Below are 22,273 nucleotides of genomic sequence, written 5' to 3' on the forward strand. Positions count from 1 at the left end.
TAACCGTATCCCATGCTGCTTGGCTGCGGGGCCGTTTCTTCAGTGCCCCGCAGCCTTTCAGTTTACCGGGCCCGCTACCGGACCCTGAAATTATCAATAATCAACTGGGTAGCCGGTTTCGGCCCAATTACATGCAGTTGTAGCTGGGTGACTGCGCCATTGGCGTTGATGTTTACCGGCGCACTGATGGTCTGCCAGCCGTGGGTGGCGATGGTCTGACCGCCCATTTTTTGCCAGTGGGCACCGCTATCGTCTACGAAGTAGGCCCAAATCTGTGCGCTGTCGCTGGCACTGGATGCATTGTTGAGATAGACATCCACGCTGGCCTGATAGCTCTGGCCCACACGAACAACGCCCCGCACATCAAACCCCGGACCGGAATACCATTGCTGACGGTTACTCGAACGCAGTCCATAGTTGCCGGTCTTGGCGGTGCGTGAATACGACAGTGTTGTGCCGAAGTAACCGCCCCAGCCTTTGGCGCCATTCTCGAAGCCTTGATCGACCAGCCATGCAGGGGTTGGCGTTTCTTCTGCTTCATCGACCCGCACCAGTTTGACCTCATCAACATAGAAATCGACGCCCGCCTGTGGGCCGTATATCAACAGCTGCGCGTCGCTCAGTGACGCATCGCTTTCCAGGGTAAAGGTCTGGTCGTAGGTGCTGAGCTCGCTGCTCGTGAATGACGCCTGAGGCAAGTACTGGTAGCGGGTGCCGTTGCTATCGCGGAGCTGAATCGCCGCGCGAATGGTGTCTCGCTCCGCACCCGCTGCAATGCCGAGCCTGGCGGTCAGGCGATATGGCGCGCCGCTCTCGACGGCATTGGATATCGACTGCACCGGGCCGCCGTAGAACTGGCTGCGATCACTGACTCGCAGCAGGTTATCGCGACCACAATCAGCCGTGATGGTGGTTTGCTGCAGATTGGCGGCATTGGCAAAGCTGCTCCAGGCGGAGAGCGTGTTGAAATCGCCGTCTTCGAGCAGGTTACCTTCGAGTTCCGGTTTGTTGCAGATGGGGAGATCGCCGGTGCCGCCGTCATCGCCACCGTCGTCACCGCCATCATCACCGCCGCCGTTGCCGGGGTCGACCGTGGCTACAAAGTCCGCTACCTGGCTGGCAACGGTCATCAGGTTGCTGACCGAATCAGCGCCGTCGGCCTGATTCCGGTCCACGCCGCAAGGCTGACCTTCGCACTTGCGTTGTGACGGGCTCGAGAACTGCTGAACCTGATTACGGGTACCGAACGCTTGCGGGTACGCCATGATGGTGCTGAAAAGGCCATTGACGCCATACCCACGGGCCCAGGGAAAGATGCCACCTTCGGAGTTTTGGGCGTAGGAATGGCCAAGGCTCATGTTGTGTCCGAGTTCATGAGCGAAGGTGGTGTAACCGCAGTTCACCCCCACCAGGCTGAACCCGAGGCTTGGGGCATTGCTGTAAAACTTGCCGGTGCCGGCCTGTCCCGGGGGGACGTACCCGATGCCGCAAACATAACCGCCATTCATGGGCTTACGGAGATTAATCAGGGTTACAAGGTCGGCGCCGTATTCCTGCCGAAGCCTCGCAACATCTTCGTTGGTGCGCAGGGCGGCCAGATTATTGCCTTCCACATAGGTATAGGGCTCATTCAGCTGTTCAGCGCCGACCAACCGCAGCTGCATGTCGACGTTGCTGTTCTGGTAGGCCTGATTGCTGTACTCGATGTAGGAGACGATCCGTGCGTCTATGTCGCTGCCAGCGCTGGTCTGTGTGGCATCGCCTGTGTAGAGCACCAGGACATCCACGATCTGCGTCGCGGCCTGGGTGCTGAGGGTTGTCAGTAAAAAGCCGAGTGCGGCGAGCCATTGCCTTGTTGTTTTCATGCGTCCTTTCTCTTGGTCGAGTGAATTCCGGGAAACTTCCGTTTTCCCTGGGTTGAATCAGCTTGCTTCGGGCACCGGCATCTCAATGCCGGGTACGGTCATGGTGTCGTCACCGGTATCGATCCTGCCGTTGATATCGCCCTCATCAGTCAGCGTGGCGCTGCCAGTGCGATTGTCGATGGTGGCCGAAAACACACCCTCCCGGGTGGCGACAATTACGTGGGTGTTGGTCTTGCCACGGGTAATGATGACGTTGTCCTTGTCATTGCCGTCAGTGATCGGGCCCTTGAATACTTCGACATTGTTGATCTGGTTGTGGGTCGATGTAAGCGTGGCGGTCACGGAGCGGTTGAGTGCCGGTATGGGCAGCGTCACTTCCTGGCCTACATGCATACTGCTGAGCAACTCGGGCTCGACCGTCATTTTGGTGGCGGGAATGCCGTCTACCGTCGTATCCGGATCTGCAGCATCCACCTGCCAGAGCTCAACCCGCTGTTGCGGTGGCCATTTGGGGTGGTGAACCGGTTCCGGTAACGGCATGGTCGTACTGCTTCCGGTGGTTTGGGCCGCTGTTGTTGCGGGGGCCTGGGCAGGTGCCCCCGATGGGCCGGCGGTTTTTGCAGTCGCAGCCGATGGCGCAGGTCGGGGAGCCTGGCTGGCTGCCTGCGGATCTGGCTGATCTGCGGTTTGCACCGTATCAGGCAAATCAGGGGACCCGGATCGGGATAGCCAGAAGAAACCGACGGCGATGATGACCAGACCGCCGGCGAGAAAAAGCAAACTGCCGGACCGCTTTTGCATGGCGCACTCCTTGCGCGAATTTTCAGGGGATGGGGATTGACGCTATGTTGGCCCAACCCACCGCACGCGGCCAGTTGCGAAGATTACGTGTTTTTCATTGTGGAGTGAGTGCTTCAGGCGGGGCAGGACGATTGCAGCGAGGTCTTTCCGGCGAATGGTTTATGCGCCCGAGTACGTTTTAAATTAAATAATGGCAATGTCGTAAATATATCGGGGAATTATTGCGTCGCTTATATGTAAGTATCTATTTTATCGATATATTTTAGTTTGTTTTGCTGGCGCGATAGGCCGAAGGGGTAATGCCGAAACGCTTGCGGAAGGCCCGGGTAAATTGACTGTGATCGCCAAAGCCACAGGTCAGCGCAATGGTGGTGATTTTGTGATGGCGCTGGCGCAACAGCTCCCGGGCGCGCGTCAGGCGTTGTTCCTGCACGTACTGGTAGGGCGCACAGCCAAAGCTTGCCCGGAACAGGCGAGCGAAATGATAAGGGCTTAGATTAACCCAGCCTGCCATGGTCTCCAGGGTAAGAGGCTGATCCAGTGACGCGTGAATCCGCTCCTGAAGACGCTGCCGCTGCGGTCGTGCGAGCTGGCCTGTCACCTCGGGGGGCGGCGCGTTTACAGCTGAGTGGCGGCTGACAATCTGAATCATCAGCCACTGGGTCAGATGATCCAGTGCGAGGGCCTGCTCCGGAGCCTGCCAATCGGTCAGGTCGAGCATCTGCCCGGCCTGGGCCATAAGGGAGTCTTCAATCTGGTAGCGCTCGGACAGTTGTACAGTGGCTGGCTCACGATCCCAGGTCTGACCGGCGATGCGGCGGATATCCAGATCATTGAAGTACAGATGAATGAATTCAAATGGCCCGGTAATGCGCCAGGACGACTGGCTGCCTTCCGGGAACAGGCAAACCGCACCGGGAAACCCCTTGCTCACCGCGTGGCCGTTTACTTGTCGTGAGGTGTGTTCGCCGGCCCGGGTATAGATACTGAGGGCATGATGGCGCGGCCGCTCGTAACGGGCTTCACCCTGCTGGTTGTGCCACAGCGCGAGGGCGCGCCCCTGACTGAGTTCGAGCATGCGCCGGGGTGCCGCTCCGGCAGCGCGGAGGGCGTCAATAATATCGCTGTGCCGGTCGGGGTCGTGCGCCGACGGGGCAGGGTTCCGGGGTTCATGGGCCATAATCGTCCTCCGCAAGAATGATCCACTGATGCGCAGGATCTGACAAGTCTGTCTTTCCGGGTGAGGTTAGAGTGATGCACGATTCTCCGGAATGTTTCGGGAGGGGCGCTCACAAGGACCACGCGATGCCGATCAGTATTCATTATGTTTTAACCGTGTTGATCTGGGGGCTGACCTGGACGGCGATCCGTCTGCAGGTAGAGTCTGCTCCTGTCGATCTGTCGGTGTTCTACCGTTTCGTGATGGCCTCGGCGACGGCGCTGATCGTGCTGGGGGCTGCCCGCAAACTGCCAAAACTGTCGCTGAAACAGCATGGCTGGCTGGTGTTGCAGGGCCTGACGCTTTACAGCGTCAACTTCCTGTTTATCTATCGCGCGGCTGAATCTATGACGTCAGGCTTGCTGGCGGTGGTGTTTTCGCTGGCGGCGCTGTTTAACGCGTTTAACGGCTGGGCCTGGATGCGATTGCGCCCGAGCCCTCGAATTTACCCTGCGGTCGCGCTGGGGGTGACGGGCGTGGCATTGCTGTTCTGGCATGACCTGAATCTCGGGGGCGCGACCTTGCCGGCCATTCTGTTCGCGCTGGCGGGCACCTATTGGTTTTCGCTGGGTAACCTGATCAGTCTTCGCGTGCGCGAGGCGGAGATTCCGCTGCTGGGTGGCAACGCCTGGGCCATGTTTTACGGGGCTGTACTGCTCGGAGGCTGGTGCCTGTTTCAGGGGGTGGACTGGTACCTGCCCGGCGAAACCTCGTTTTGGGGCGCGACCCTGTTTCTGGCGATTCCCGGTTCGATCATCGCCTTCTACAGCTACATCACCGTGATTCGCACGGTTGGGGCTGACAAGGCGGGCTATGCCACGGTGCTGTTCCCGGTCGTCGCGCTTTCTGTGTCGACCTGGCTGGAAGGGTTTGAATGGACCAGCACGGCGGTGATCGGTGCCACGCTGGCGCTATTGGGCAACTACGTGTTGTTCCGCAAACCGTCGACAAGACCCGCTGCCGCCGTTACTGATCAATAGCACCGCCATGCCGGCGGGGTGATTCATACGGATAGCCATTGGCATCAAACTGCAGGTCGAGAAAGGCAAAGGCATAGGGGCCGGCGTACTTCGGCGCGAGTCGCCACTGGTTGCCGCGCCCGAATCGAAGGGCGTCTTTCATGACGGTAAAGTCCAGACGCCACTTACCGTCCTCACGTTTGAAGAAATACGGTGGGCAGGTGCGGTCATCAATGGGTGGCCGCAACACCGCATACTCGTCGCGGATAAAGCGGCGTGCAATGGTGCAGTTATTCAGGCTGGAAGCGACATTGTCCATCTGGGCGGGTGTCACGACCCGAAGCGCCAGCATGTCACGGGTCGCTTCTGTGTAAAAAGCCAGCCGCGGGTTGTTGTTATGGTTGGTCATGGCTCTGCGGTAGCTTTCCAGCACGGTCTGGGGTGTTTCGACGATGGCAATGGCCGAGATAAGTTGCCCGGCTTTGGGTGTCTCGCTGGCGGGTTCGCTCCTGGCTTGTGCCATCCACTCTTCGTTTTCCTGACTGAGGCCCATGGCCTCGTGGTCGGCGCGGGTCACCATCATTTCGGTTGTTGTCATCAGGCCCTTGGCCACCTGGTCACCGGCAAAGTAGCCCGTCATTTGCTGTTCGCCGATGTAGGCGCTGAAGGCGTCGGTAAAGACCGTTTTCAGTGCTTCGCCCACCTCGAGGTGAACCCGGTCGGCGGCGATGTCGACCACCAGCAGCGCGCCTTTGCCGCTTTCGCTGGCTGTACCTATGCTGTGATCTTCGTAGTATTGTTGAGCATATTGGCGGATATCGCCAAGATCTTCGTCGATCACGATTCGATAATCGATGTCGTAGTCAGTTCGCAGCAACCCGTGATAGCGGGAAATGAAACGCAGCTCTTCACCTGAAAGCAGTCCGGTCTCATCGTCGACCAGCAGTGGATAGCGGGGCCAGACACTCCAGGTGGGCAGCAGCGCCAGGCCTGTGACCATGATCAGCACCAGCATTTGCCACTCCACGGGGCCATTTGGACTCTCACCCTTGAGTATCGCGCGGGTAGACGGCAGCAGCAGTGCTGTCAGGGTAGCGACGGCGCTGGCCAGGATGGCGGCGTTAATCAGCAGCAGATAGCGGGGGGAGTCGGTGAACAGCCACCAGTCTGACATTTCCCCGGAGATGACGGCCAGCAGCGCCAGAACCGTATACATGATAGCCAGCACTACCGACACCAGCCAGGCCCCGCGGCGTTGCTGGAACAGGGCGATGGCCACAGTCACCAGCACCAGGCTGCGGATATAGAGCGAGAAGGGGACAGCCTCGAACGTCGTCAGCCCGGTCAGTATAAGCGTGAACGGTAACAGGGCGATTAGCACCAGTCCCGCCATTGCGACAGTCAGAAATATCATGGGTTCAGCTAGCTCAAAATAAACAGGTTTTCAGATCGTTGTGGCAAACAACGCAGGCAGGCAGCGACAGACAACAAGGCAAAAATACGGTGTGCCCGGCAACAGCATCACGCGCGACTCTGTGGTCACGTCGTGTTTTATTATAGGTTTGCCGGTGCCGTTGTGGAAACAGCGTATCGGACTAATCGATGATTTGATGGGCGGGGAAGCAAAAAGGCCCGGTCTGCCAGCCTGAGTATCAGGGTCACGGAGCGGCAGACCGGCCTGGGTTCAGTTCGCTTGTAAAAAGTCGTTCATATGGCCGGCCACCTTTTCAGGCTGCTCCTCCTGCAGAAAGTGGGCGGCTTCGACTTGAACCACGTCGATCTGCTCGAAGCAGTCCTCAATATGATTGAGATACGCGGGAATGATGACCGTGTCCTTGTTGCCGTAGATATACAGCGACGGCATGGGCCAGTGGTGTCCGGCCAGACTGGCCCAGCGCTTGGCATCGTCGTTGAATGTGCGGTAGTAATTGGCACTCGCGCCGGGCGTATCCGCGATTTTAAAGGTGCGGACATATTCTGCGATCGCATCCTCCGGGAAGCCCTTGTCGCTCCAGGTGCGCAGGAAATGCCGCAGCCAGGGCTCTTCGGCACCGGGAATCATGGCTTCGGGTAAGCCCGGGGTTTGCAGGAAATGCTGATACCAGTAGGCACTTGAGCTGCCGGCCCGTACCTTTTTGATCACCTCCAGGTTGCCCTTCAGGTTGTTGATGATCGCAATGTTCATGATCACCATCTGGCTGACCCGTGCCGGTATTGCCAGCGCAACCTCCTGCGCCACGATACCGCCCCAGTCGTGACCTACCAGCTGGAAGCGCTCAAGCTCCAGCGCATCAAGCATGGCAATCACGTCTTGCGCCAGCTCTGCCTTGTGGTAGTGGTCTTTGCCGGGCGTGCGCTCGCTGTCACCCAGGCCGCGCAGATCCGGCGCAATAATGCGCAATCCGGATTTGAGATAGCCGGCCACGTGTTCCCAGCAGTAAGAGCTCTCCGGCCAGCCGTGGATCATCACGACCGGTGCGCCTTCGGGATCGCCTCCCTCGCGCCAGGCAAAACGGCCTCTTGATGTGGTCAGAAACCGGGGATCACTCAGGTGCATAGCGCGCCTCCATTGTGGGTGAATCGCCGTTTTGGATAACCTGATCGGCGACGAGTCAGATGGGTAATGATTGAGCGTCCGTTACCTTCCCACAATGTGCGGCTGCATTCCAGACACCTGTGTATGGTTTGGCTGATCGATTCATCTAGCCGGAACTACGCATAGAGCGCGAAGCCGGACTAGGCTAGTGTCCCGCCCCTCTGAAAAGCGCGTATTGAAGGGCGTAACAGATCATCCTTTTCGTTATCCGGGACTCACATGCTGACAACGTTTTTAAGCACCTACCTGAGCAGTGCCATCCGCTTTCTGTTTCTGCTGGCGCCATTTTTCGTGGTGACCATGTTTCTGGCGCTGACCCGGGGTGAGAGTGCGGCGGAGAAAAGCAAAACCATCCGTCGCGCCTGTCTGTCGGCATTGATTCTGGGGCTGGTGTTGTTTTTTGTTGGGCCGGTGTTGTTCAACGCCATAGGCATCACCCTTAACTCGTTTCGCATCGGTGCCGGGTCGCTTCTGTTTTTGACGGCCATCAGCCTGGTCAACAGCGGTACCCGTAATCACGCCACCGGCTTGCCGGAGGAAAACCGGGATGACATCGCGGTGGTGCCACTGGCGATCCCCATCATGATTGGCCCGGCCACTATCGGTGCGATACTGGTTTACGGTGCCGAGCTGAAAACCGTGCCTGAAATGGCGGGCGGGGTGTTGGGATTGGTGACGGGCCTGCTGAGCCTGGCCGTACTGCTGTATCTGTCGGGTTACCTGGAGCGCTGGTTGGGCAAGACCGGCCTCAATATCATGTCCAAAATCAGCGGCCTGATCCTGTCAGCGATGGCAGCCGAGATCGTACTGTCGGGTATTACCGGCTATATCCAGAGCGTCGGGTTGGCGGCGTAAAGTCATCGGGCCCGGCCGGGTTATGTCGGCGGATGCTGGGTATCATTCGATAGGGGTGTCGGTTACGATTTCTGGAGCGATTCTGCAACAGGATCTCTGACGGAGCCTGCTTATGGATCTTGATAATCCTGCCGCCATTCACCGGATGGTGCAGTTGTTCTACGCCAGCCTGCTGGATGATCCCACCATGCGCCCGGTATTTGTGGAAGTGGCCGGCGTACACCTGGCGGACCATCTGCCGCTGATAGAGGGGTACTGGTGCAAGATGCTGCTGGGCAAAGACACCTACCATCGCAACATGGTGTACCGTCACGAACAGCTGCACGACAAGTTACCCCTGAGCCCGGAACACTTTGAACTCTGGTTTGACCACTTCAACCACACGCTGGATCATTACTTCGAAGGCCCTTACACCGAAAAAGCCCGCAAGCTGGCGCGCCGTATTCTGCGCAACCTGGCCCGATGGCTGGCGGCGCGCGATGCTCAACTCGAGGCTGAAAAAGCCGCTAAACCCTGACGTCTGGGGGCGAAAGCCAGCTCACTGGCCGGCGCAATCTGTCTCCAGTTTCCGCCAGTGCGGTGGCATGGCGACACCCGGCATATCACCGTTACTCGGCCGGATCGCCTTATAGAGGTGGCCTTCGTGGCGAACGGTCGTGCCCACTTCATAGGCTTTGGAGAAAACCCATTGGGGTGAATCTTGGCAAACGGTGTCTGCGGTCATACTGGATGCTCCCCCTGCTGGTGCCTGTTCATTTGACGTCTCTGGCGAGTCTTTTTCGGGTGCATCGGAACGCGGTTGTGCTGCGGCGGTTTCAGGTTTGGCATTTGCCGCCCGGGCTTCGCAGTCCGGTGTTTCTGATACAGCTTCCCAGGCAAACTCGCCGCGCCCTGGCTGGTGGCCTTCGTGTAGCTCCCGGGAGCGGTACCATTGGTCGTTGTAGTGCACCAGTTCGCCGGGATGATAGTAGCGGGTGGGAACCCACTCGTGCTGGCTCTGATCGCAGGTTGCGGCCTGTGCGACGGCAGGAAGGGTAAATGAAACGGTGATCAGGCAGAGCAGGGCAAAAAGCTGGCGCATGTTGAGTTCCGGCGTTGAGTGACTGGAAAAGGTCCTTGATTCCATCTTTACAGAGCGTGCCGTGTGACCCTTATGGAATCAAGTCGGGGTCGGGGTGCGGTTTTCTTCCGGTGTGGCCCGGCACTGCAGCGACAGGTTATGCTCCCGGTTTGTTCAATTTCAGGCGCTTTAACGGAGCGCCGCGGCAAGGATAAGGCGTTATGCAACACTGGCTGTTTTTGGCTGCCGCTATCTGTTTTGAAGTGCTCGCAACGTCGGCACTGAAAGCATCAGACGGGTTTTCCCGGTTATGGCCTTCGCTGCTTGTGGTTGGCGGCTACGCCCTGGCGTTCTATTTTCTGTCACTGACCCTGCGGGTTATTCCGGTCGGCATTGCGTATGCGGTTTGGGCCGGCACCGGTGTGGCCCTGATCACGTTGATCGGCTGGCTGGTCTTCAAACAAACACTGGATGCCGCCGGGGTTATCGGCATCCTGTTTATTGTGGCCGGTGTGCTGATCCTGAACGTGTTTTCAAAAGTATCGGTTCACTGACCCCCATTCGGCGCACTAGCGCTCTTCGGGCCCTCGTGCCTCAGAACCGAGGTGGTAGGTGGCAAACCCCGCCATGACCACCTGATCAACCGCCATGCCGATGATCCGGCCGCTTCGCTCGGCCTTGATGGGGTGCTGGGCGTTGGTGATCGGGTCAGTCACGATGCCCAACACTTCACCTGCCGCAACCTCGTCACCCAGTTCCACATCACTGACCAGAATGCCGCCGACGTTGGTGCGAATCCAGCTGGAATTATAGTAGACCGGCTCCGGCTTACCCCAGACAAACAATCGCGAGATCATCCCCTGCTTTTCCAGCAGGCTGTTGATGCTGTTGACCCCTGCCTCGATCTGGTTTTCCTGGATCCGCAGCGATTCCCCGGCCTCCATCGTGACGGCCACAATGTCGTTGTCGGTCGCGGCGCTGCGCAGCATGCCGATGGTGCCCTGGCTGTGAACCACGGCCATTTTGTCAAAGCCGCGGGTGAACTCGGCGACTTCGGGAATGTGCATGTCGGCCCGCAACTGCGCCAGATTCGAGCGTTTGAGCGATCCGGTATGTATGTCGACCAGCATGTCGCAATGGCGGATCACGTCATTAAACAGAGAATACGCGATGCGCCCGGCGAGGCTGCCGTTCGGGTCGCCCGGGAAATTGCGGTTGAGGTCACGGCGATCCGGCAGATAGCGGGACCCGCGCTGGAACCCCTGCACATTGACGATGGGTACTCCGATCACCCGGCCGCTGAGTTCGTCCGGTTCGATGTCATACATGACCCGGCGAATGATTTCGATGCCATTGAGTTCATCGCCATGCACAGCGCCGGTCATGCACAGGTTTGGACCCGGCTGGGCGCCATTGATCACCAGCACCGGTGTGGGGCTCGCCAGCCCCGAAATCGAGATGTCCGGGGTCCAGGCCAGCCGGGTTGAGGTGCCGGGACGAACTTCGGCGCCCAGGATCACCAGAGGCTCCGCCTTGGGTGCAGGCTTTGCGGGGGCGGGAGTGGGCGTGGCGGTTTCCGCAGGCGCCTTGTCATCGGGCGTAGCCGGGCTTGCGGGTTTTTCAGGGCTGGTTGTTTCTGGCGTCGGCTGTTGTGTATCGGGAGCAGTGGATGTCTCGGCAGGAGTGTCCGTCTGGTCTGTTGCGTCAGTGCCCGGCGCATCCGGTTTGGCGGCGCTTTCAGGATCATGTGCCACGGGCGGGCTGCTGTCTTCCGGCAAGGATACTGTCGGAATCCGCTGGTTTTCGGGGAGCAGGTCGGTATCCGGTGACGATTCGGTGACCGGCGCTGCCTGGGGCGGTGGTGCCACCTCTTTCAGGTCCACGTCCGGCGCGACCATGGTGGCGGTCTCTTTGGGCTTGTTCGCGTTCTCCGGTGGCCCGGCCACTGGGTCACTACCTGAGGTTTCCGGGGCTGATTTCGCCTCAGCTGCACCCGCGTCTGCTTTGGGCTCGAGCTGGCTGGCGTCGATATCTTCAACGCTTTCGTCTTCAGACAGCTCGACCGGGTAGGGGCGTTCTGTTTTGGCGGGCTCGGCTGACGCCGCCGGAACGTATAGCAACAGGCCGGATGACAAAGAAAATAGCAGCGCTAAAAGACGTGTCGATGAGACAGAAGCGTGGAACCTGCGTGTCGGTTGATATGGCATGTTGGCGTCGTCATTCCCCGGAAAAGTATAAGCGTCAGTCTAGTCGTAATTCACCGGCACTGTCATGAGGGCAACGGCGGATTCATGTTGGCCGACAGGATGAAAGGCTGCCGCTGCCGTGGCTGAGCGTATTGTGCCTGCCCCAATGTATCGGGAACATTAAGATAATGTTGGGAGGACGGCGTTCTAGCGATGTTTTCGGTGTGCCCACAGCCAGCTGTAGATGCCAATATTCAGCGCCGCCACCGTGCCGCCAAGCAGTATCTGCACGCCACGGGTCAGGCCCGGCGGATAGATCAGGGGTAGCAGGTAATGAGCGATAAAGCTGCCGCTGTAGCCCACATCACCGGCTTGCTGCCTGAGTGATACCTCAAGCGGTGTCAGTGGGCAGATCCAGCCATTGAGCATCACCAGTGATGCCCAGATCACCGCCGGCAGGTGGAGCCAGACCAGTTTGCGGTAGCGCAGGGCAAGGAGGCCGCCGGCAACAGCGAACAGAATGAACAGCAAGTGGAACAACAACAGGGCATCCGCGGCCAGCCGCCAGAGCATGGGTGGAGTCTCCTGCGTTACCGGGGGCCAAACAAAAGGCCGGTCTGTCGTTGACAGAACCGGCCTTGCACTATGTCCCGGTCAGGTTGACCCGGGACTGCTGAAGGGCTCAGCGGGTTTTGATATCGCCCTTTTCGTCAGAGATGACGATTTCGACCCGACGGTTTTGCTGACGACCGCTGTTGGTGTCATTGCTCGCGACGGGATAAGCCTCACCGAAGCCTTGCACATCGACGCGTGAAGAATCGATGCCGTCCAGAATCAGGGCGTTACGCACTGCTTCAGCGCGACGCTCTGACAACTTCTGGTTGTAGGCTTCAGCGCCCGTGCTGTCGGTATAACCTTCAACCCGGACTCGACGGTCGGTGTACTCGTTCATGAAGTCCGCCAGGCGCTGAACCGTGCGTTCGCCCGAGGGCTTGAGCTCGGCCTTGTTCAAATCGAACAGGACATCACCCAGAGTCAGCACCATGCCGCGATCAGTTTTCTCGGCCTGCAGGGCTTCCATCTGAGCTCGCAGACGATCTGCCTCAGATTTCGCTGATTGCAGGTTCAGTTGCTCCCGGCGATCCTCTGCTTTTTTGATTTCTTCCTGCAGCTGCGCCCGCTTGCCCTGTTGGGTTGCGATCAGCGCATGCTGGTTTGCTAGGTAGGCCGAGTGTTCAACCATTTCGGTCGATTTCTCGTCCGCGAGCAACCGCTCAGCCTTGGTCAACGATTGTTCAGCATCCCTCAGCTGCACAGCACCTGAGCGTGCAACGTAAGGGTCGTTGGCAATCGCTTCATAGTTGGCTTTTGCTTCATCCACCATGTCATTCTGGGGCGGCGTACTTGCACACGCAGTCAGCAGTGCGGACAGGCCAATGGCAGTGCCTGATAAAAGAATCCGTTTAGTCATGATAGCCTCCTGACGATCCGCTTACTGTTGCTCAGCGTTGATGCGCTGACGCATCTGCTCGATGTTCCTGTTAATTTCGTCAACCGCATTCTGAGCCTTTTGGGTCTCGGATTTGGCGGCTGCGAGTTGCGCATCGACGGTTGCTTTCTCCAACATCATCTCGGCGTCGTCGTACTTCTTGGCGTCGATCAACTCCTGCGCATCGGAAATCTTGTTCTGAGCGTTATTCAGCATCACCGGCTCGAAATCCCGGGCATCTGCTGCCTCGGCTTGTTGAACCGCTGATTTTGCTGCTGTCAGATCTTCCGACGGCATTTTCCCTGAGCTGGCACAGGCTGACAGCACTAGCGCTGAGCCGACCACCACACAGAGACGTCCTACTTTAGGATGCCTGTTCATGCATCTTCTCCTGTTTGTGCCATTGTCGAAATCATGTTCACTTCCCTGTTCAGAAAGTCCCTTGAGAGCGAAACGCAAAGTTTTTGGTAACGAAACATTACGCAAATACAAACAATGCTTACGTTTAAAGATAGCAGGTCGGTTCAGTTTTAGTATGAAAAACAGGCAATTTTGCACATTGCAGGGCGGGAGGCGGCACCTGTCGCTAAAGACGGCGGGCCTGTCTTGGCGGGATTTGCCGGAATCTCATGGATTTACAGAATGTTCATAAAGATCGTGCGCTGATTTTGAAATAGGGAGGCCGCACGCCTCACCTGATCAACTGCCAGGTGCCGTCACTCTCGGCTGCGCGTCCATCCTTTTGCAGCTTGATCAGATGTGCCAGCAATGAGCGACTGGCGACCGGATGCAATGCAGGTGAGACGTCGGCATAGGCGTGGGGTGTGAGATCGGCAAGCGTGCCGGGGCCGTTGTTTTTCAGCGCATCGACCACCTTGCGCTCACGGCCCAGCCGGTGACTGACCAGAAAATCCACCACCATGTCGGGATAGGCCATCAGGAAACCGTGCCCCGGGGCGATCCACTCGATGGTTTCGCCCAGCAGACGGTTGAGGGAAGTCAGGTAATCCGCCATGTCGCCATCCGGCGGGTTAATGACAACGGTTGAGCCTTGCATAATGTGATCGCCGGAAAACAGGATGTTGTCCTGTTCATGCAGAAAACACAGGTGGTTGGAAGCGTGCCCCGGGGTATGCAGCGCTTTGAGCGAGACAGTGCCGAGTTGCAGGCGTTCACCATCAACCGGAATCTGCTCGGGACTGAAGTCGGTATCCTGAAGGCCATCCGCCGGTGCCGGTATACCCCACAGCGTTGCACCGGTAGCGGCTTTCAGTGCCCGGGCTCCGGGGCTGTGATCCTTGTGGGTATGAGTGACCAGTATATAGCGCAAAGTCTGGCCTTCGAGCCGTTCGAGCAGCGCTGGCAAGTGGTCACTGTGATCCGGGCCGGGATCAATCGCGATGGCCCCTTCATCGGTTTCGATCAGATAGGTGTTGGTGCCGGGGCCGGTCATCATGCCTGGGTTTGGCACTGTCAGGCGTGAAACCGTATCGCTGAGCTGCACCCAGTGCCCGGGTCGGATCTCGGCATGGGCGGTTCCCTGTGCCCTGGGGTCAAGTTTGCGGACTTCGCTATAGGCCGGTTGCCCTGGTGCCACGGATACGATATCCCCTTGCCGTTGAGCCGGCCAGGGTTCGGTGGGGAAGGGCGTGGGGGTCTGCTGCATCGCATCGGCGAGGATCTCGTCGCAATTGCGGAACCTGGCGAGTCGGCGCAATACGCTCAGGGTCGGCGCGCCGAACAGCCGCTCACCGCTTTGATGATCCGCCAAAGCCTGCGCGGGGCTGAGCCAGCAGTGATCAATGGTTTCCTCGCCATCGTGGCTGGCAGTCTGGCCATCGGGTGCAGCCGCGACAAAAAAGCGGGTATCGAAACGTCTGGGTGGGCCGGGAGGCGTGACCCAATGATCGATATACCCGATGCGGTCCAGTGGCAGCTTCAGGTCGTGTTCGCGGCACAATGCCAGCAGATCGGTGTCGCCATTGGCAATGGGCAGACGGGCATTGGCGAGCAGGGGATGGCTCGGGCTCACCGGCTCGCCCTGAGATGTTTGGGCGAGCAGGATTCCGGCTTCTTCAAAGCTCTCGCGAATAGCCGCCACCAGATAACCGATGCCATTGTGGTCGATGCCCATCAAGGCGCTGGCTGAGGTGTCGTTGTGACCGGTAATCACCTCGTCAAGTTCCGGGTGTTGATCTGAGGGGTCGACTGCGCCACCGGGAAAGACATAAAAGCCGGGTAGAAAAGCGGCCTGATGGGTGCGTTGCAGCATCAGCACTTCAACGCCATCGAGGGTATTGCGCACCAGCGCCAGAGTGGAAGCGGGTCTTGGGGTCATCTCATCGTTATTGTTAGCTGCCATAATGCCCTGAAGATACCCCGTCAGCAGCGGGAATACGACTGCGTTATGCAACCATTTGCGGTATGATCGCGGGCCATTTTCCCTGTCGCAGAGTGTAATCATGGCGCGAGTCAGCTTGTCGTTTCCGGATGATGTGTTTATTTTTTCCACCGAAATGCCGGTGCGTATTACTGACATTAATGGCGCTAATCATCTGGGTAACGATGCGCTGATTTCGATGTTGTCGGAAGCGCGGGCGCAGCTGTTGGTGAAGTACGGTGTGCAGGAAGTTGACCGCGATGGTGCCGGCATCATTGTGACGGATCTTGCGACCATGTATCAGTCGGAGTCGTTCTTTCCCGAAGTGCTGAGGTTTGAGATCGGGCTGACTGACTTCAACCGCTACGGTGGTGATTTCGTGTTCAGGGTCACCAAGGCCGATAGCGGACAGCCAGTGGCGCTGGCCAAGTACGGGTTTGTGTTCTTCAACTACACCGAAAAGAAAGTGGTGCCCATGCCGGAGCGGTTTCGCTCCAGGTTTGCTGCCTGACCAAGCGTCCTTTCAGCCGGCGGCGGTCAGCCGCCGCATGCCTTGCCGGTAAAACAGATACGCCTGAACGCCAGCAAGCAGGTTGCCGATAAGGGCACCGGTGAGCAGCCCTGGCATACCGGCAATCTGGGCGCCCGCCCAGAGAAACGGCAGAAAGCACAAAAACAGCCGTAACACCGAAATCAGCAGCGCCCGCATTGACAGGCCCAGCGCATTGCAGACTGACACCATCAGCATACAGACACCCAATCCGCTGTAGCTCAGCGGTACCCGCAACAGGTAGTCATGCAGAATGCCGGTGACGGCAGGGTCGGTAGTAAACAGTTTGGATACCACCCCAGACAGCGCCAACCAGACAATCCCGATGACCAGTTGCCAGATGACAACGAAGCGCACTCCCAGCCTCACCAGCTTGCGGATCTGGCCGATATCCCCGGCCCCCAGCATGCGGCCTATCATCGGCGGCATCGACATCGTGAGCGCCAGCACCACAACGATCGAGAAAAACTCCAGCCGCGTGCCCAGCCCCCAGGCACCGACAGCAGCGGTACCGAAACCGGCAACCAGCGCGGTTGCAAGGCTGGCCGCCAACGGCGGCATCAACTGGCTCATCATCGCGGGCGCCATGATGCCGCTGAGCTGGCGGATGGCTTTCATCAACGCCAGTTCAGCCAGATCAAATCTCAGCCAGCGTCGTCTCAGCAATTTGGGATAGACCACCAGGCAACCCGCGCTGAATGCGGTAATGGTGGCCAGCGCGGCTCCGGGCAGTCCCCAGTCGAAAACGAAGATATACAGGGGGTCGAGGGCGATATTGAGCAGGCTGGTGGCCACCATCATATAGCCCGGCAACTTGGTGTCGCCGTGTGACCTGCAGATGCTATAGCCGAAGTACAGCATGGCGCCCAGCCAGGCCGCCCCGAGCCAGGGTACCCAGTAATCGGTAATCAGCGGTATCAGGGCGGGTTCTGCACCCAACAGGTCGAGTATGGTTTCGCGCAGCAGCCACACCATCGCCAGTAGTAAAAAGACAAGGGTGCCGCCAATCATGACCACCAGTGCGGCCAATCGTTCGGCACGGGCATTGTTGCCGGCACCAAGCGTGCGGGATATGACGGCTGTGGTGGCAATGCCCAGCCCGACCTGCAAACCGATGACCAGTTGTTGCATCGGCACGGTAAAGCCCAGCGCCGCAAGAGGATCACGGCCTAGCTGGCCGATAAAGATGCTGTCTGCCAGCTGGAAACTCATCAGCGACAACACGCCAAAGAGCATTGGCCACGTCATCCGGACCAATTGGCGGCCCAGGGATGGAGAGACGGAGTCAGAGGTTGTCACAGAGGGCGGCACCGCATTGAATCAGCGAGTAAATGGCGCGCTAAGTCTAGCAGCCTGGAAGGGAATGAGCAGGTCAGTGAAAGCCGGGACACGAGATCCCGGCTTTCGACGCATTACAGTACAGCTAGCGCGCTGTCGTAATCCGGTTCGTTCTTGGTCTCGCTGACCAGTTCGCTGTGAATGACCGAGTTGTGCTCGTCCAGCACCACGACTGCGCGAGCGCATAGGCCACGCAGCGGGCCATTCTCGATGGCGACGCCATAGTCCTGACGGAAGCTGTCGCTGCGGAAGGTGGACAGGGTGACGACGTTCTCGAGCCCTTCGGCACCGCAGAAGCGAGCGGCGGCAAATGGCAGATCCGCAGAAATAACCAGAACCACCGTGTTATCCAGGCCGCTGGCCTTTTCGTTGAATTTGCGCGTGGACGCGGCGCAAACGCCGGTGTCGACACTGGGGATAATGTTGAGAATCTTGCGCTTGCCATCCCAGGCGCTTAGCGGCTTGTCGTCGAGACCGGCGCCGGTGAGTACGAACGGCTTGGCTGCTTCGCCCTTGCCGGGAAAGCTGCCCGCGACATCGATCGGGTTGCCATCAAGTGTGACTGTGCTCATCGTGTGCTCCTTGTCGATTTTGCCTGATATCAGGCCGATTGGGGTTTCATATACGCTGCCCCCGTTCGTTAGGATCCTACGACGTTTGTCGATGTTACGCCACAAGGCGTCAGGCAGGGCTTGCTGCGGGTTCGAACCCGGCAGCGGGATAGCGGGTCGTGCGCAGCCAGTAGACAAGACCGGCGGTAATTGCGCTTACCGCGATTGCGGTCGCCATTACCTGACTGGTGCCGTTGTGCAAATGACCCACCAGTATGCCGGCGCCTGCGGCCAGCGCCATCTGGATAAAGCCGAACAGGGCCGAGGCGGAGCCCGCCATTTGCGGAAAGGGTGCGAGTGCACCGGCCATGGTTTGAGGCAAAATCATCCCCACGCCAATCATGAACAGCATTTGCGGTCCAATCACTGCTGCCGTCGTGAAGACTTCAGCCCAGGCCAGCCCGGCCATCAGCACACTCGCGCTGATACTGATCACCAGACCCTGCCGCAACAGTTGATCAGGCAGCCGGGTGCGGCTGAGTCTGGCCGACAGGATACTTCCGGTGATGTAACCCGCGACCATCACTGAAAAATAGGCGCCGAATGCAGAAGGGCTGACCCCCAGAAAATCGATCAGCACAAACGATGAGCCGGACAAAAACGAAAACAGGCCTGAGAAAATCAGCGCATTGGTCAGTGCGTAGCCCTGAAATGACCGGTTTGAAATGACCGTGCGATAGTTGCGCAGCAAATTGGCGGGCCGCAGTGTCTGGCGATAGTGTGGTGCCAGAGGTTCTGGTAAGCGAAAAGCGATCACCGCGCTGAGCACAATGGCGTAGCCGGCAAGTGCGATAAAAATGGCCTGCCAGCCGAAGCCCACCAGCAAGCCGCCGCCAAGCGTGGGGGCAATAGCGGGCGCAATCGCCATGATGCCGGCCATTATCGACATGATACGGGCCGCTTCCCGGGGGCTGTGTATGTCACGCACTGCCGCTCGGCCGAGAACCGGGCCGGCAGAGCCACCCAGTGCCTGCAGAAAGCGACACAAGATCAGCCCCTCAATTGAACTGGCAAGGGCGCAACCGAGGCTGGCGATCGCAAACAATAGCAGCCCGCCAAGCATGATCGGTTTGCGCCCGAAGCGATCCGCCAGGGGGCCACAGACCAGTTGTGCCAGGGCGAAACCGATCATATAGATGCTCAGCGTCAACTGGACCTGCCCGGTATCTGCGAGCAGTGTCGCGCCCAGCGTGGGCATGGCGGGCAGATACATATCGGTTGCCAGCGGCCCGAGGGCGACAGCGGCTGCCAGCAATATGGTGGTCGACAGGCTCGTCAGTCTGAACATGACGGCAGGGCTCCGGAAAAGGGTGAATCAGAGCCTGCAGGATACGGATCTGGCCGCTGTAAAAAACGCCCGTTGCCTTCATTATATTCATGAACAAAATTGATGAATGAGTCAGGCGTCCATTTTGTTGGCGATAGTGAGTAGCTGTTGTCGGATCCAGCGGTGGCCCGGATCCTTTTGGTGGCGCTGGTGCCAGAGCATAAACAGTGTGAACGGCTTGATGGGGACGGGCAGCAGTGATGCGGCAAATTCACGCAGTATGCCGCCGTGCAACCGGGCAGGTGCTGTCGCCAGCAGCGCCGTGCCCCGCAGAAATGCCGGTAGTCCGGAGAAGTTGGATACCGTGACAGGCGCATCCCGGCGCATGCCTTGCGCCTCAAGTGATTCATCCAGCCCCAGCCGGGCGCCGGTATTGAAGATGATCGAAATGTGCCGGCTGTGAAGATAATCCTCCAGATCCAGTGGCGCCTCTCGCTGGGAGGCGTCATGGAACACGGTCATTCGATCATCCAGCAGGCGTTGCTGCATGATGTCGTTTGCTGGTGGCGGATGTGGCGAAATAATCAGGTCGCACAGGTCTTTGCGCAGCATGTCAGGTGTCGGAATGCCGGACGGGATGATATGCAGCTCGATGCCCGGTGCCTGCTCCCGCAGCACGCGGGCGAATGCGGGCAGTAGCAGATCGCGCTGGTAGTCGTTGGCCGCAATCGTAAAGGTGAACTCCGCCCGCTCCGGCGTGAAGGGCGGTCCCAGCGATAGGCCGCGCAACTCGTCCAGGAGATGCCGGATATGCGGGCCGGTCTGGATCGCGTAGCGGGTGGGGGTAATGCCCCTGCCGGCTTTTACAAATAGCGGATCACCAAGGGTGTGCCGCAGCCGGTCCAGGGTATGGCTGACGGCAGACTGGCTGACGCCAAGGCGCACAGCTGCTGCCGATACACTGCGTTCGTCCAGCACCGCAAGAAACACCGAAAGCGCCCGGGTATCAAGATTAAAATCATCAATTGAATTCATGAATGGCAGTGTAAGCGCAAAGCTGCACAGCGGCCAGTGCTGGCAGGAGCGCTCCCCGATGTTACCGAGTGTTGATGATCGAAACCCGGTAACAGGCGTATGGTATCGGAAACACTCAAACAGGAGTTGTCATGACAATGCACCTGGCTTTTGATGTCTACGGAACGCTGGTTAATCCTCAGGGTATGGCGACCCATCTGCAGCAGGACGCGGGCCCGGCCGCTGCCGAGGTGAGCCAGCTGTGGCGGCAGAAACAGCTGGAATTCTCTTTTCGCAGGGGGTTGATGCGGGTATACGAGGATTTCGGTGTCTGCACGCGCCAGGCATTGCGCCATGCCATGGCCAGCAGCGGCTTCTCGATGTCTGCTGTCCGCGAAGATGAATTGATGGACGCTTACCTGACCCTGCCGGCATTTGACGATGCGGCACCGGTGCTGGAGCAGCTGGGTGACCGGTACCCGCGTTTTGCGTTCTCCAACGGCAGTTACCCGGCGCTTGAGAAGGTGCTGGGCCACAATCATTTGCTGGAGCATCTGGACGGGCTGGTATCGGTTGACGATATCCGCAGCTTCAAGCCCGATCCTGCGGTCTATGCGCACGCCCGCCGCGCCACCGGGGCTATGGATCAACCCCTGTGTCTGGTGTCCTGCAATGGCTGGGACGTGATTGGCGCAAGGGCGTCGGGGTTGCTGGCGGTATGGGTGCAGCGGGACCCCGAGGTTGTGTTTGAGGACTGGGGACTGGCGCCGTCAGCGGTGATTCCCGATCTTCACGGGCTTCCGGAGGCACTGGCAACGCTGGATGCTCGCTAGGGCCCTAATCTGACCGTTCGGCGAGCCAGTCGGCAATGGCAATCCAGCTGGCTCTGGGGGCCTTGCTGCCGGCAAGAATGCCCATGTGTCCGCCGGGCGTGACCCTGAAGGTTTTGTCGGTAGAACTGACGTGATCCATTACCCGTTTGGCCGCGCCCGGTGTCACCATGGTATCGGTGGCACCGGCAATGGCCAGCAGGTTGGCGCTGACATTTTCCAGCCGCGCGAAGTCGTCGCCGATCTGGATAGCGCCTTCTGAAAGCTGATTATCAATCCAGATCCGCACCACTGTGTCCTGAATGATCCCGCCGGGGTAAGCGACCATCCGATCGAGAAAGGCGGAGGTGGTGGCGTGGCTGGTCACGAACTCCCGGTCGCCCAACCTTGCCAGCAACTCCCAGTAACCCATGACGCTGCCCACCGGGTTGGTCAGTTTAAACCCGATGGTGTTGGCCCAGCCCGGCGTATGAAACCAGTGCGGCTTCAGGTTATGGATACGAAAACCGGTGCGCTCCCGCACCCATTCCGCGACATCGCTGAATCGCTGGTACATCACGCCGATCAGGCCAGATGCGTGGCTGTCGATGGGCGCGCCCAGAATGACGGTATTGCGGATATGCGGGTCCCGGCTCAGGGCGGCATGGAACAGGGTGAACATGCCGCCCATGCTCCAGCCGTGCAGTGACAGATCCTGCTGACCGCTGTGGGCACGTACTTTGTCCAGATAGTGGGGCAGGAATTCGGCGACATAGGTGTGGAGATTGAAGTGGGTATGGGCCCGGGTAGGGCGGCCCCAGTCAATCAGGTACACCTCGAACCCCCGTGCGCGCAGATAGCGAACCAGGCTGCGCTCGGGAAACAGATCATAGATCAGCATGTTGACGGCCAGGGGCGGCACGATCACCACGGGGGTGCGATGAGCGTTTTGCTCTACCGTCACCACTTCACCATCAAGGGTTATGGTGTCTTCGGTCAGTGGTGGGTAATAACGCAGGCTGACCAACCCGTCGTCTTCCAGCACTGCAAACGGCGTCTGTCCTGCCTGCACCAGTGACGCTGCCCGGAAAACCCGGTCAAATGCATTGTCTGCGTAATGTTTAGCCTGCCGGCGAAGAATGGCACTGCGCTTCATGGCGGCCTTGAGTGGTTTTGCCATAGTCATCTCACGGAAAAAGTCCTCTTCAGTCTACGCAAAGGTCGGGGCGGGTCAGTGGCGGGATGGGCGAAGGGGCCAGGCATTTTGGCCAGTA

At 58.9% G+C, this 22,273-nt stretch carries 22 protein-coding genes; 6 read left to right on the forward strand and 16 right to left on the reverse strand.

Annotated features, from left to right (window positions below; translation table 11 throughout):
• Positions 1 to 74 precede the first annotated feature (74 nt).
• The 3 genes from ACUN9X_RS03290 to ACUN9X_RS03300 form a co-directional block, all read right to left on the reverse strand.
• The gene (locus ACUN9X_RS03290; protein WP_445472175.1) at positions 75 to 1,865 is read right to left on the reverse strand and encodes a carbohydrate binding domain-containing protein; all 1,791 of its coding nucleotides are present in this window, start codon (positions 1,863 to 1,865) and stop codon (positions 75 to 77) included.
• Positions 1,866 to 1,922: 57 nt separating this feature from the next.
• Complete coding sequence (locus tag ACUN9X_RS03295) at positions 1,923 to 2,666, reverse strand: hypothetical protein (protein WP_445472176.1); 744 nt, start codon at positions 2,664 to 2,666, stop codon at positions 1,923 to 1,925.
• A gap of 262 nt (positions 2,667 to 2,928) precedes the next feature.
• A complete protein-coding gene (locus ACUN9X_RS03300) occupies positions 2,929 to 3,846 on the reverse strand; it encodes a helix-turn-helix domain-containing protein (RefSeq protein WP_445472177.1) in 918 nt (305 codons plus the stop codon).
• Between the two features lie 125 nt (positions 3,847 to 3,971).
• Between ACUN9X_RS03300 and ACUN9X_RS03305 the strand changes: the two genes are divergently transcribed.
• Positions 3,972 to 4,865: a DMT family transporter gene (locus ACUN9X_RS03305; RefSeq protein ID WP_260038663.1), complete on the forward strand. Its 894-nt coding sequence runs from the start codon at positions 3,972 to 3,974 to the stop codon at positions 4,863 to 4,865.
• Here ACUN9X_RS03305 and ACUN9X_RS03310 read toward each other — a convergent pair.
• Both ACUN9X_RS03310 and ACUN9X_RS03315 read right to left on the reverse strand, forming a co-directional pair.
• The gene (locus ACUN9X_RS03310; protein ID WP_445472178.1) at positions 4,852 to 6,258 is read right to left on the reverse strand and encodes a TPM domain-containing protein; all 1,407 of its coding nucleotides are present in this window, start codon (positions 6,256 to 6,258) and stop codon (positions 4,852 to 4,854) included. The two genes, ACUN9X_RS03305 and ACUN9X_RS03310, sit on opposite strands and share 14 nt — an antisense overlap.
• A 270-nt stretch (positions 6,259 to 6,528) precedes the next feature.
• Positions 6,529 to 7,401 carry an alpha/beta fold hydrolase gene (locus ACUN9X_RS03315; RefSeq protein WP_445472179.1) on the reverse strand — a complete coding sequence of 291 codons (873 nt, stop codon included), beginning with the start codon at positions 7,399 to 7,401 and terminating at the stop codon, positions 6,529 to 6,531.
• Between the two features lie 258 nt (positions 7,402 to 7,659).
• Between ACUN9X_RS03315 and ACUN9X_RS03320 the strand changes: the two genes are divergently transcribed.
• Both ACUN9X_RS03320 and ACUN9X_RS03325 read left to right on the forward strand, forming a co-directional pair.
• Entirely contained in the window at positions 7,660 to 8,295 is a 636-nt protein-coding gene (locus ACUN9X_RS03320) for a MarC family protein (protein WP_260038658.1), read from the forward strand.
• Positions 8,296 to 8,407: 112 nt separating this feature from the next.
• Positions 8,408 to 8,812: a group III truncated hemoglobin gene (locus tag ACUN9X_RS03325; protein WP_260038657.1), complete on the forward strand. Its 405-nt coding sequence runs from the start codon at positions 8,408 to 8,410 to the stop codon at positions 8,810 to 8,812.
• Between the two features lie 21 nt (positions 8,813 to 8,833).
• On the opposite strand, the gene ACUN9X_RS03330 is transcribed toward ACUN9X_RS03325, so the two are convergent.
• Entirely contained in the window at positions 8,834 to 9,376 is a 543-nt protein-coding gene (locus ACUN9X_RS03330) for a hypothetical protein (RefSeq protein WP_445472180.1), read from the reverse strand.
• A 200-nt stretch (positions 9,377 to 9,576) separates the two neighbouring features.
• On the opposite strand from ACUN9X_RS03330, the gene ACUN9X_RS03335 reads away from it, so the two are divergent.
• The gene (locus tag ACUN9X_RS03335) at positions 9,577 to 9,909 is read left to right on the forward strand and encodes a DMT family transporter (protein ID WP_260038655.1); all 333 of its coding nucleotides are present in this window, start codon (positions 9,577 to 9,579) and stop codon (positions 9,907 to 9,909) included.
• A gap of 15 nt (positions 9,910 to 9,924) precedes the next feature.
• Here ACUN9X_RS03335 and ACUN9X_RS03340 read toward each other — a convergent pair whose 3' ends face one another.
• The 5 genes from ACUN9X_RS03340 to ACUN9X_RS03360 form a co-directional block, all read right to left on the reverse strand.
• Positions 9,925 to 11,562, reverse strand: coding sequence for a succinylglutamate desuccinylase (locus ACUN9X_RS03340; protein WP_445472181.1), 1,638 nt, complete (start codon positions 11,560 to 11,562; stop codon positions 9,925 to 9,927).
• 186 nt (positions 11,563 to 11,748) lie between these two features.
• Positions 11,749 to 12,114, reverse strand: a complete 366-nt coding sequence (locus ACUN9X_RS03345) for a DUF2784 domain-containing protein (RefSeq protein WP_445472182.1) — start codon at positions 12,112 to 12,114, stop codon at positions 11,749 to 11,751.
• Between the two features lie 109 nt (positions 12,115 to 12,223).
• Positions 12,224 to 13,012 (reverse strand): OmpA family protein, encoded by a 789-nt coding sequence (locus ACUN9X_RS03350; RefSeq protein ID WP_445472183.1) that lies wholly within the window; start codon positions 13,010 to 13,012, stop codon positions 12,224 to 12,226.
• Positions 13,013 to 13,033: 21 nt separating this feature from the next.
• Entirely contained in the window at positions 13,034 to 13,411 is a 378-nt protein-coding gene (locus ACUN9X_RS03355) for a DUF4398 domain-containing protein (RefSeq protein ID WP_260038651.1), read from the reverse strand.
• A gap of 310 nt (positions 13,412 to 13,721) precedes the next feature.
• Entirely contained in the window at positions 13,722 to 15,494 is a 1,773-nt protein-coding gene (locus ACUN9X_RS03360) for an MBL fold metallo-hydrolase (protein ID WP_347710209.1), read from the reverse strand.
• Here ACUN9X_RS03360 and ACUN9X_RS03365 point away from each other — a divergent pair.
• Complete coding sequence (locus tag ACUN9X_RS03365) at positions 15,493 to 15,921, forward strand: thioesterase family protein (protein ID WP_260038648.1); 429 nt, start codon at positions 15,493 to 15,495, stop codon at positions 15,919 to 15,921. The genes ACUN9X_RS03360 and ACUN9X_RS03365 overlap by 2 nt on opposite strands.
• A 12-nt stretch (positions 15,922 to 15,933) precedes the next feature.
• On the opposite strand, the gene ACUN9X_RS03370 is transcribed toward ACUN9X_RS03365, so the two are convergent.
• The 4 genes from ACUN9X_RS03370 to ACUN9X_RS03385 all read right to left on the reverse strand — a co-directional run bounded on the left by ACUN9X_RS03370 (position 15,934) and on the right by ACUN9X_RS03385 (position 20,211).
• Positions 15,934 to 17,196, reverse strand: a complete 1,263-nt coding sequence (locus ACUN9X_RS03370) for an MATE family efflux transporter (protein ID WP_445472184.1) — start codon at positions 17,194 to 17,196, stop codon at positions 15,934 to 15,936.
• A 176-nt stretch (positions 17,197 to 17,372) separates the two neighbouring features.
• Positions 17,373 to 17,870, reverse strand: a complete 498-nt coding sequence (gene tpx / locus ACUN9X_RS03375; RefSeq protein ID WP_260038645.1) for a thiol peroxidase — start codon at positions 17,868 to 17,870, stop codon at positions 17,373 to 17,375.
• Positions 17,871 to 17,979: 109 nt separating this feature from the next.
• Positions 17,980 to 19,197: a multidrug effflux MFS transporter gene (locus ACUN9X_RS03380; RefSeq protein WP_445472185.1), complete on the reverse strand. Its 1,218-nt coding sequence runs from the start codon at positions 19,195 to 19,197 to the stop codon at positions 17,980 to 17,982.
• Between the two features lie 111 nt (positions 19,198 to 19,308).
• Positions 19,309 to 20,211, reverse strand: a complete 903-nt coding sequence (locus ACUN9X_RS03385; protein ID WP_445472186.1) for a LysR family transcriptional regulator — start codon at positions 20,209 to 20,211, stop codon at positions 19,309 to 19,311.
• Positions 20,212 to 20,342: 131 nt separating this feature from the next.
• Between ACUN9X_RS03385 and ACUN9X_RS03390 the strand changes: the two genes are divergently transcribed.
• A complete protein-coding gene (locus tag ACUN9X_RS03390; protein WP_445472187.1) occupies positions 20,343 to 21,023 on the forward strand; it encodes a haloacid dehalogenase type II in 681 nt (226 codons plus the stop codon).
• 4 nt (positions 21,024 to 21,027) lie between these two features.
• Here the strand turns inward: ACUN9X_RS03390 and ACUN9X_RS03395 are convergent, their stop codons facing one another.
• Positions 21,028 to 22,179 (reverse strand): alpha/beta fold hydrolase, encoded by a 1,152-nt coding sequence (locus ACUN9X_RS03395; protein ID WP_445472188.1) that lies wholly within the window; start codon positions 22,177 to 22,179, stop codon positions 21,028 to 21,030.
• Positions 22,180 to 22,273: the final 94 nt, after the last annotated feature.

The sequence above is a fragment of the Marinobacter sp. V032 genome, assembly GCF_052645435.1.

What these genes read in the sequence shown, in the direction of transcription:
- ACUN9X_RS03290 (WP_445472175.1), bottom strand. Translation starts at nt 1,865, where the DNA reads ATGAAAACAACAAGGCAATGGCTCGCCGCACTCGGCTTTTTACTGACA.
- ACUN9X_RS03295 (WP_445472176.1), bottom strand. Translation starts at nt 2,666, where the DNA reads ATGCAAAAGCGGTCCGGCAGTTTGCTTTTTCTCGCCGGCGGTCTGGTC.
- ACUN9X_RS03300 (WP_445472177.1), bottom strand. Translation starts at nt 3,846, where the DNA reads ATGGCCCATGAACCCCGGAACCCTGCCCCGTCGGCGCACGACCCCGAC.
- ACUN9X_RS03305 (WP_260038663.1), top strand. Translation starts at nt 3,972, where the DNA reads ATGCCGATCAGTATTCATTATGTTTTAACCGTGTTGATCTGGGGGCTG.
- ACUN9X_RS03310 (WP_445472178.1), bottom strand. Translation starts at nt 6,258, where the DNA reads ATGATATTTCTGACTGTCGCAATGGCGGGACTGGTGCTAATCGCCCTG.
- ACUN9X_RS03315 (WP_445472179.1), bottom strand. Translation starts at nt 7,401, where the DNA reads ATGCACCTGAGTGATCCCCGGTTTCTGACCACATCAAGAGGCCGTTTT.
- ACUN9X_RS03320 (WP_260038658.1), top strand. Translation starts at nt 7,660, where the DNA reads ATGCTGACAACGTTTTTAAGCACCTACCTGAGCAGTGCCATCCGCTTT.
- ACUN9X_RS03325 (WP_260038657.1), top strand. Translation starts at nt 8,408, where the DNA reads ATGGATCTTGATAATCCTGCCGCCATTCACCGGATGGTGCAGTTGTTC.
- ACUN9X_RS03330 (WP_445472180.1), bottom strand. Translation starts at nt 9,376, where the DNA reads ATGCGCCAGCTTTTTGCCCTGCTCTGCCTGATCACCGTTTCATTTACC.
- ACUN9X_RS03335 (WP_260038655.1), top strand. Translation starts at nt 9,577, where the DNA reads ATGCAACACTGGCTGTTTTTGGCTGCCGCTATCTGTTTTGAAGTGCTC.
- ACUN9X_RS03340 (WP_445472181.1), bottom strand. Translation starts at nt 11,562, where the DNA reads ATGCCATATCAACCGACACGCAGGTTCCACGCTTCTGTCTCATCGACA.
- ACUN9X_RS03345 (WP_445472182.1), bottom strand. Translation starts at nt 12,114, where the DNA reads ATGCTCTGGCGGCTGGCCGCGGATGCCCTGTTGTTGTTCCACTTGCTG.
- ACUN9X_RS03350 (WP_445472183.1), bottom strand. Translation starts at nt 13,012, where the DNA reads ATGACTAAACGGATTCTTTTATCAGGCACTGCCATTGGCCTGTCCGCA.
- ACUN9X_RS03355 (WP_260038651.1), bottom strand. Translation starts at nt 13,411, where the DNA reads ATGAACAGGCATCCTAAAGTAGGACGTCTCTGTGTGGTGGTCGGCTCA.
- ACUN9X_RS03365 (WP_260038648.1), top strand. Translation starts at nt 15,493, where the DNA reads ATGGCGCGAGTCAGCTTGTCGTTTCCGGATGATGTGTTTATTTTTTCC.
- ACUN9X_RS03360 (WP_347710209.1), bottom strand. Translation starts at nt 15,494, where the DNA reads ATGATTACACTCTGCGACAGGGAAAATGGCCCGCGATCATACCGCAAA.
- ACUN9X_RS03370 (WP_445472184.1), bottom strand. Translation starts at nt 17,196, where the DNA reads ATGCTCTTTGGCGTGTTGTCGCTGATGAGTTTCCAGCTGGCAGACAGC.
- tpx (WP_260038645.1), bottom strand. Translation starts at nt 17,870, where the DNA reads ATGAGCACAGTCACACTTGATGGCAACCCGATCGATGTCGCGGGCAGC.
- ACUN9X_RS03380 (WP_445472185.1), bottom strand. Translation starts at nt 19,197, where the DNA reads ATGTTCAGACTGACGAGCCTGTCGACCACCATATTGCTGGCAGCCGCT.
- ACUN9X_RS03385 (WP_445472186.1), bottom strand. Translation starts at nt 20,211, where the DNA reads ATGAATTCAATTGATGATTTTAATCTTGATACCCGGGCGCTTTCGGTG.
- ACUN9X_RS03390 (WP_445472187.1), top strand. Translation starts at nt 20,343, where the DNA reads ATGACAATGCACCTGGCTTTTGATGTCTACGGAACGCTGGTTAATCCT.
- ACUN9X_RS03395 (WP_445472188.1), bottom strand. Translation starts at nt 22,179, where the DNA reads ATGGCAAAACCACTCAAGGCCGCCATGAAGCGCAGTGCCATTCTTCGC.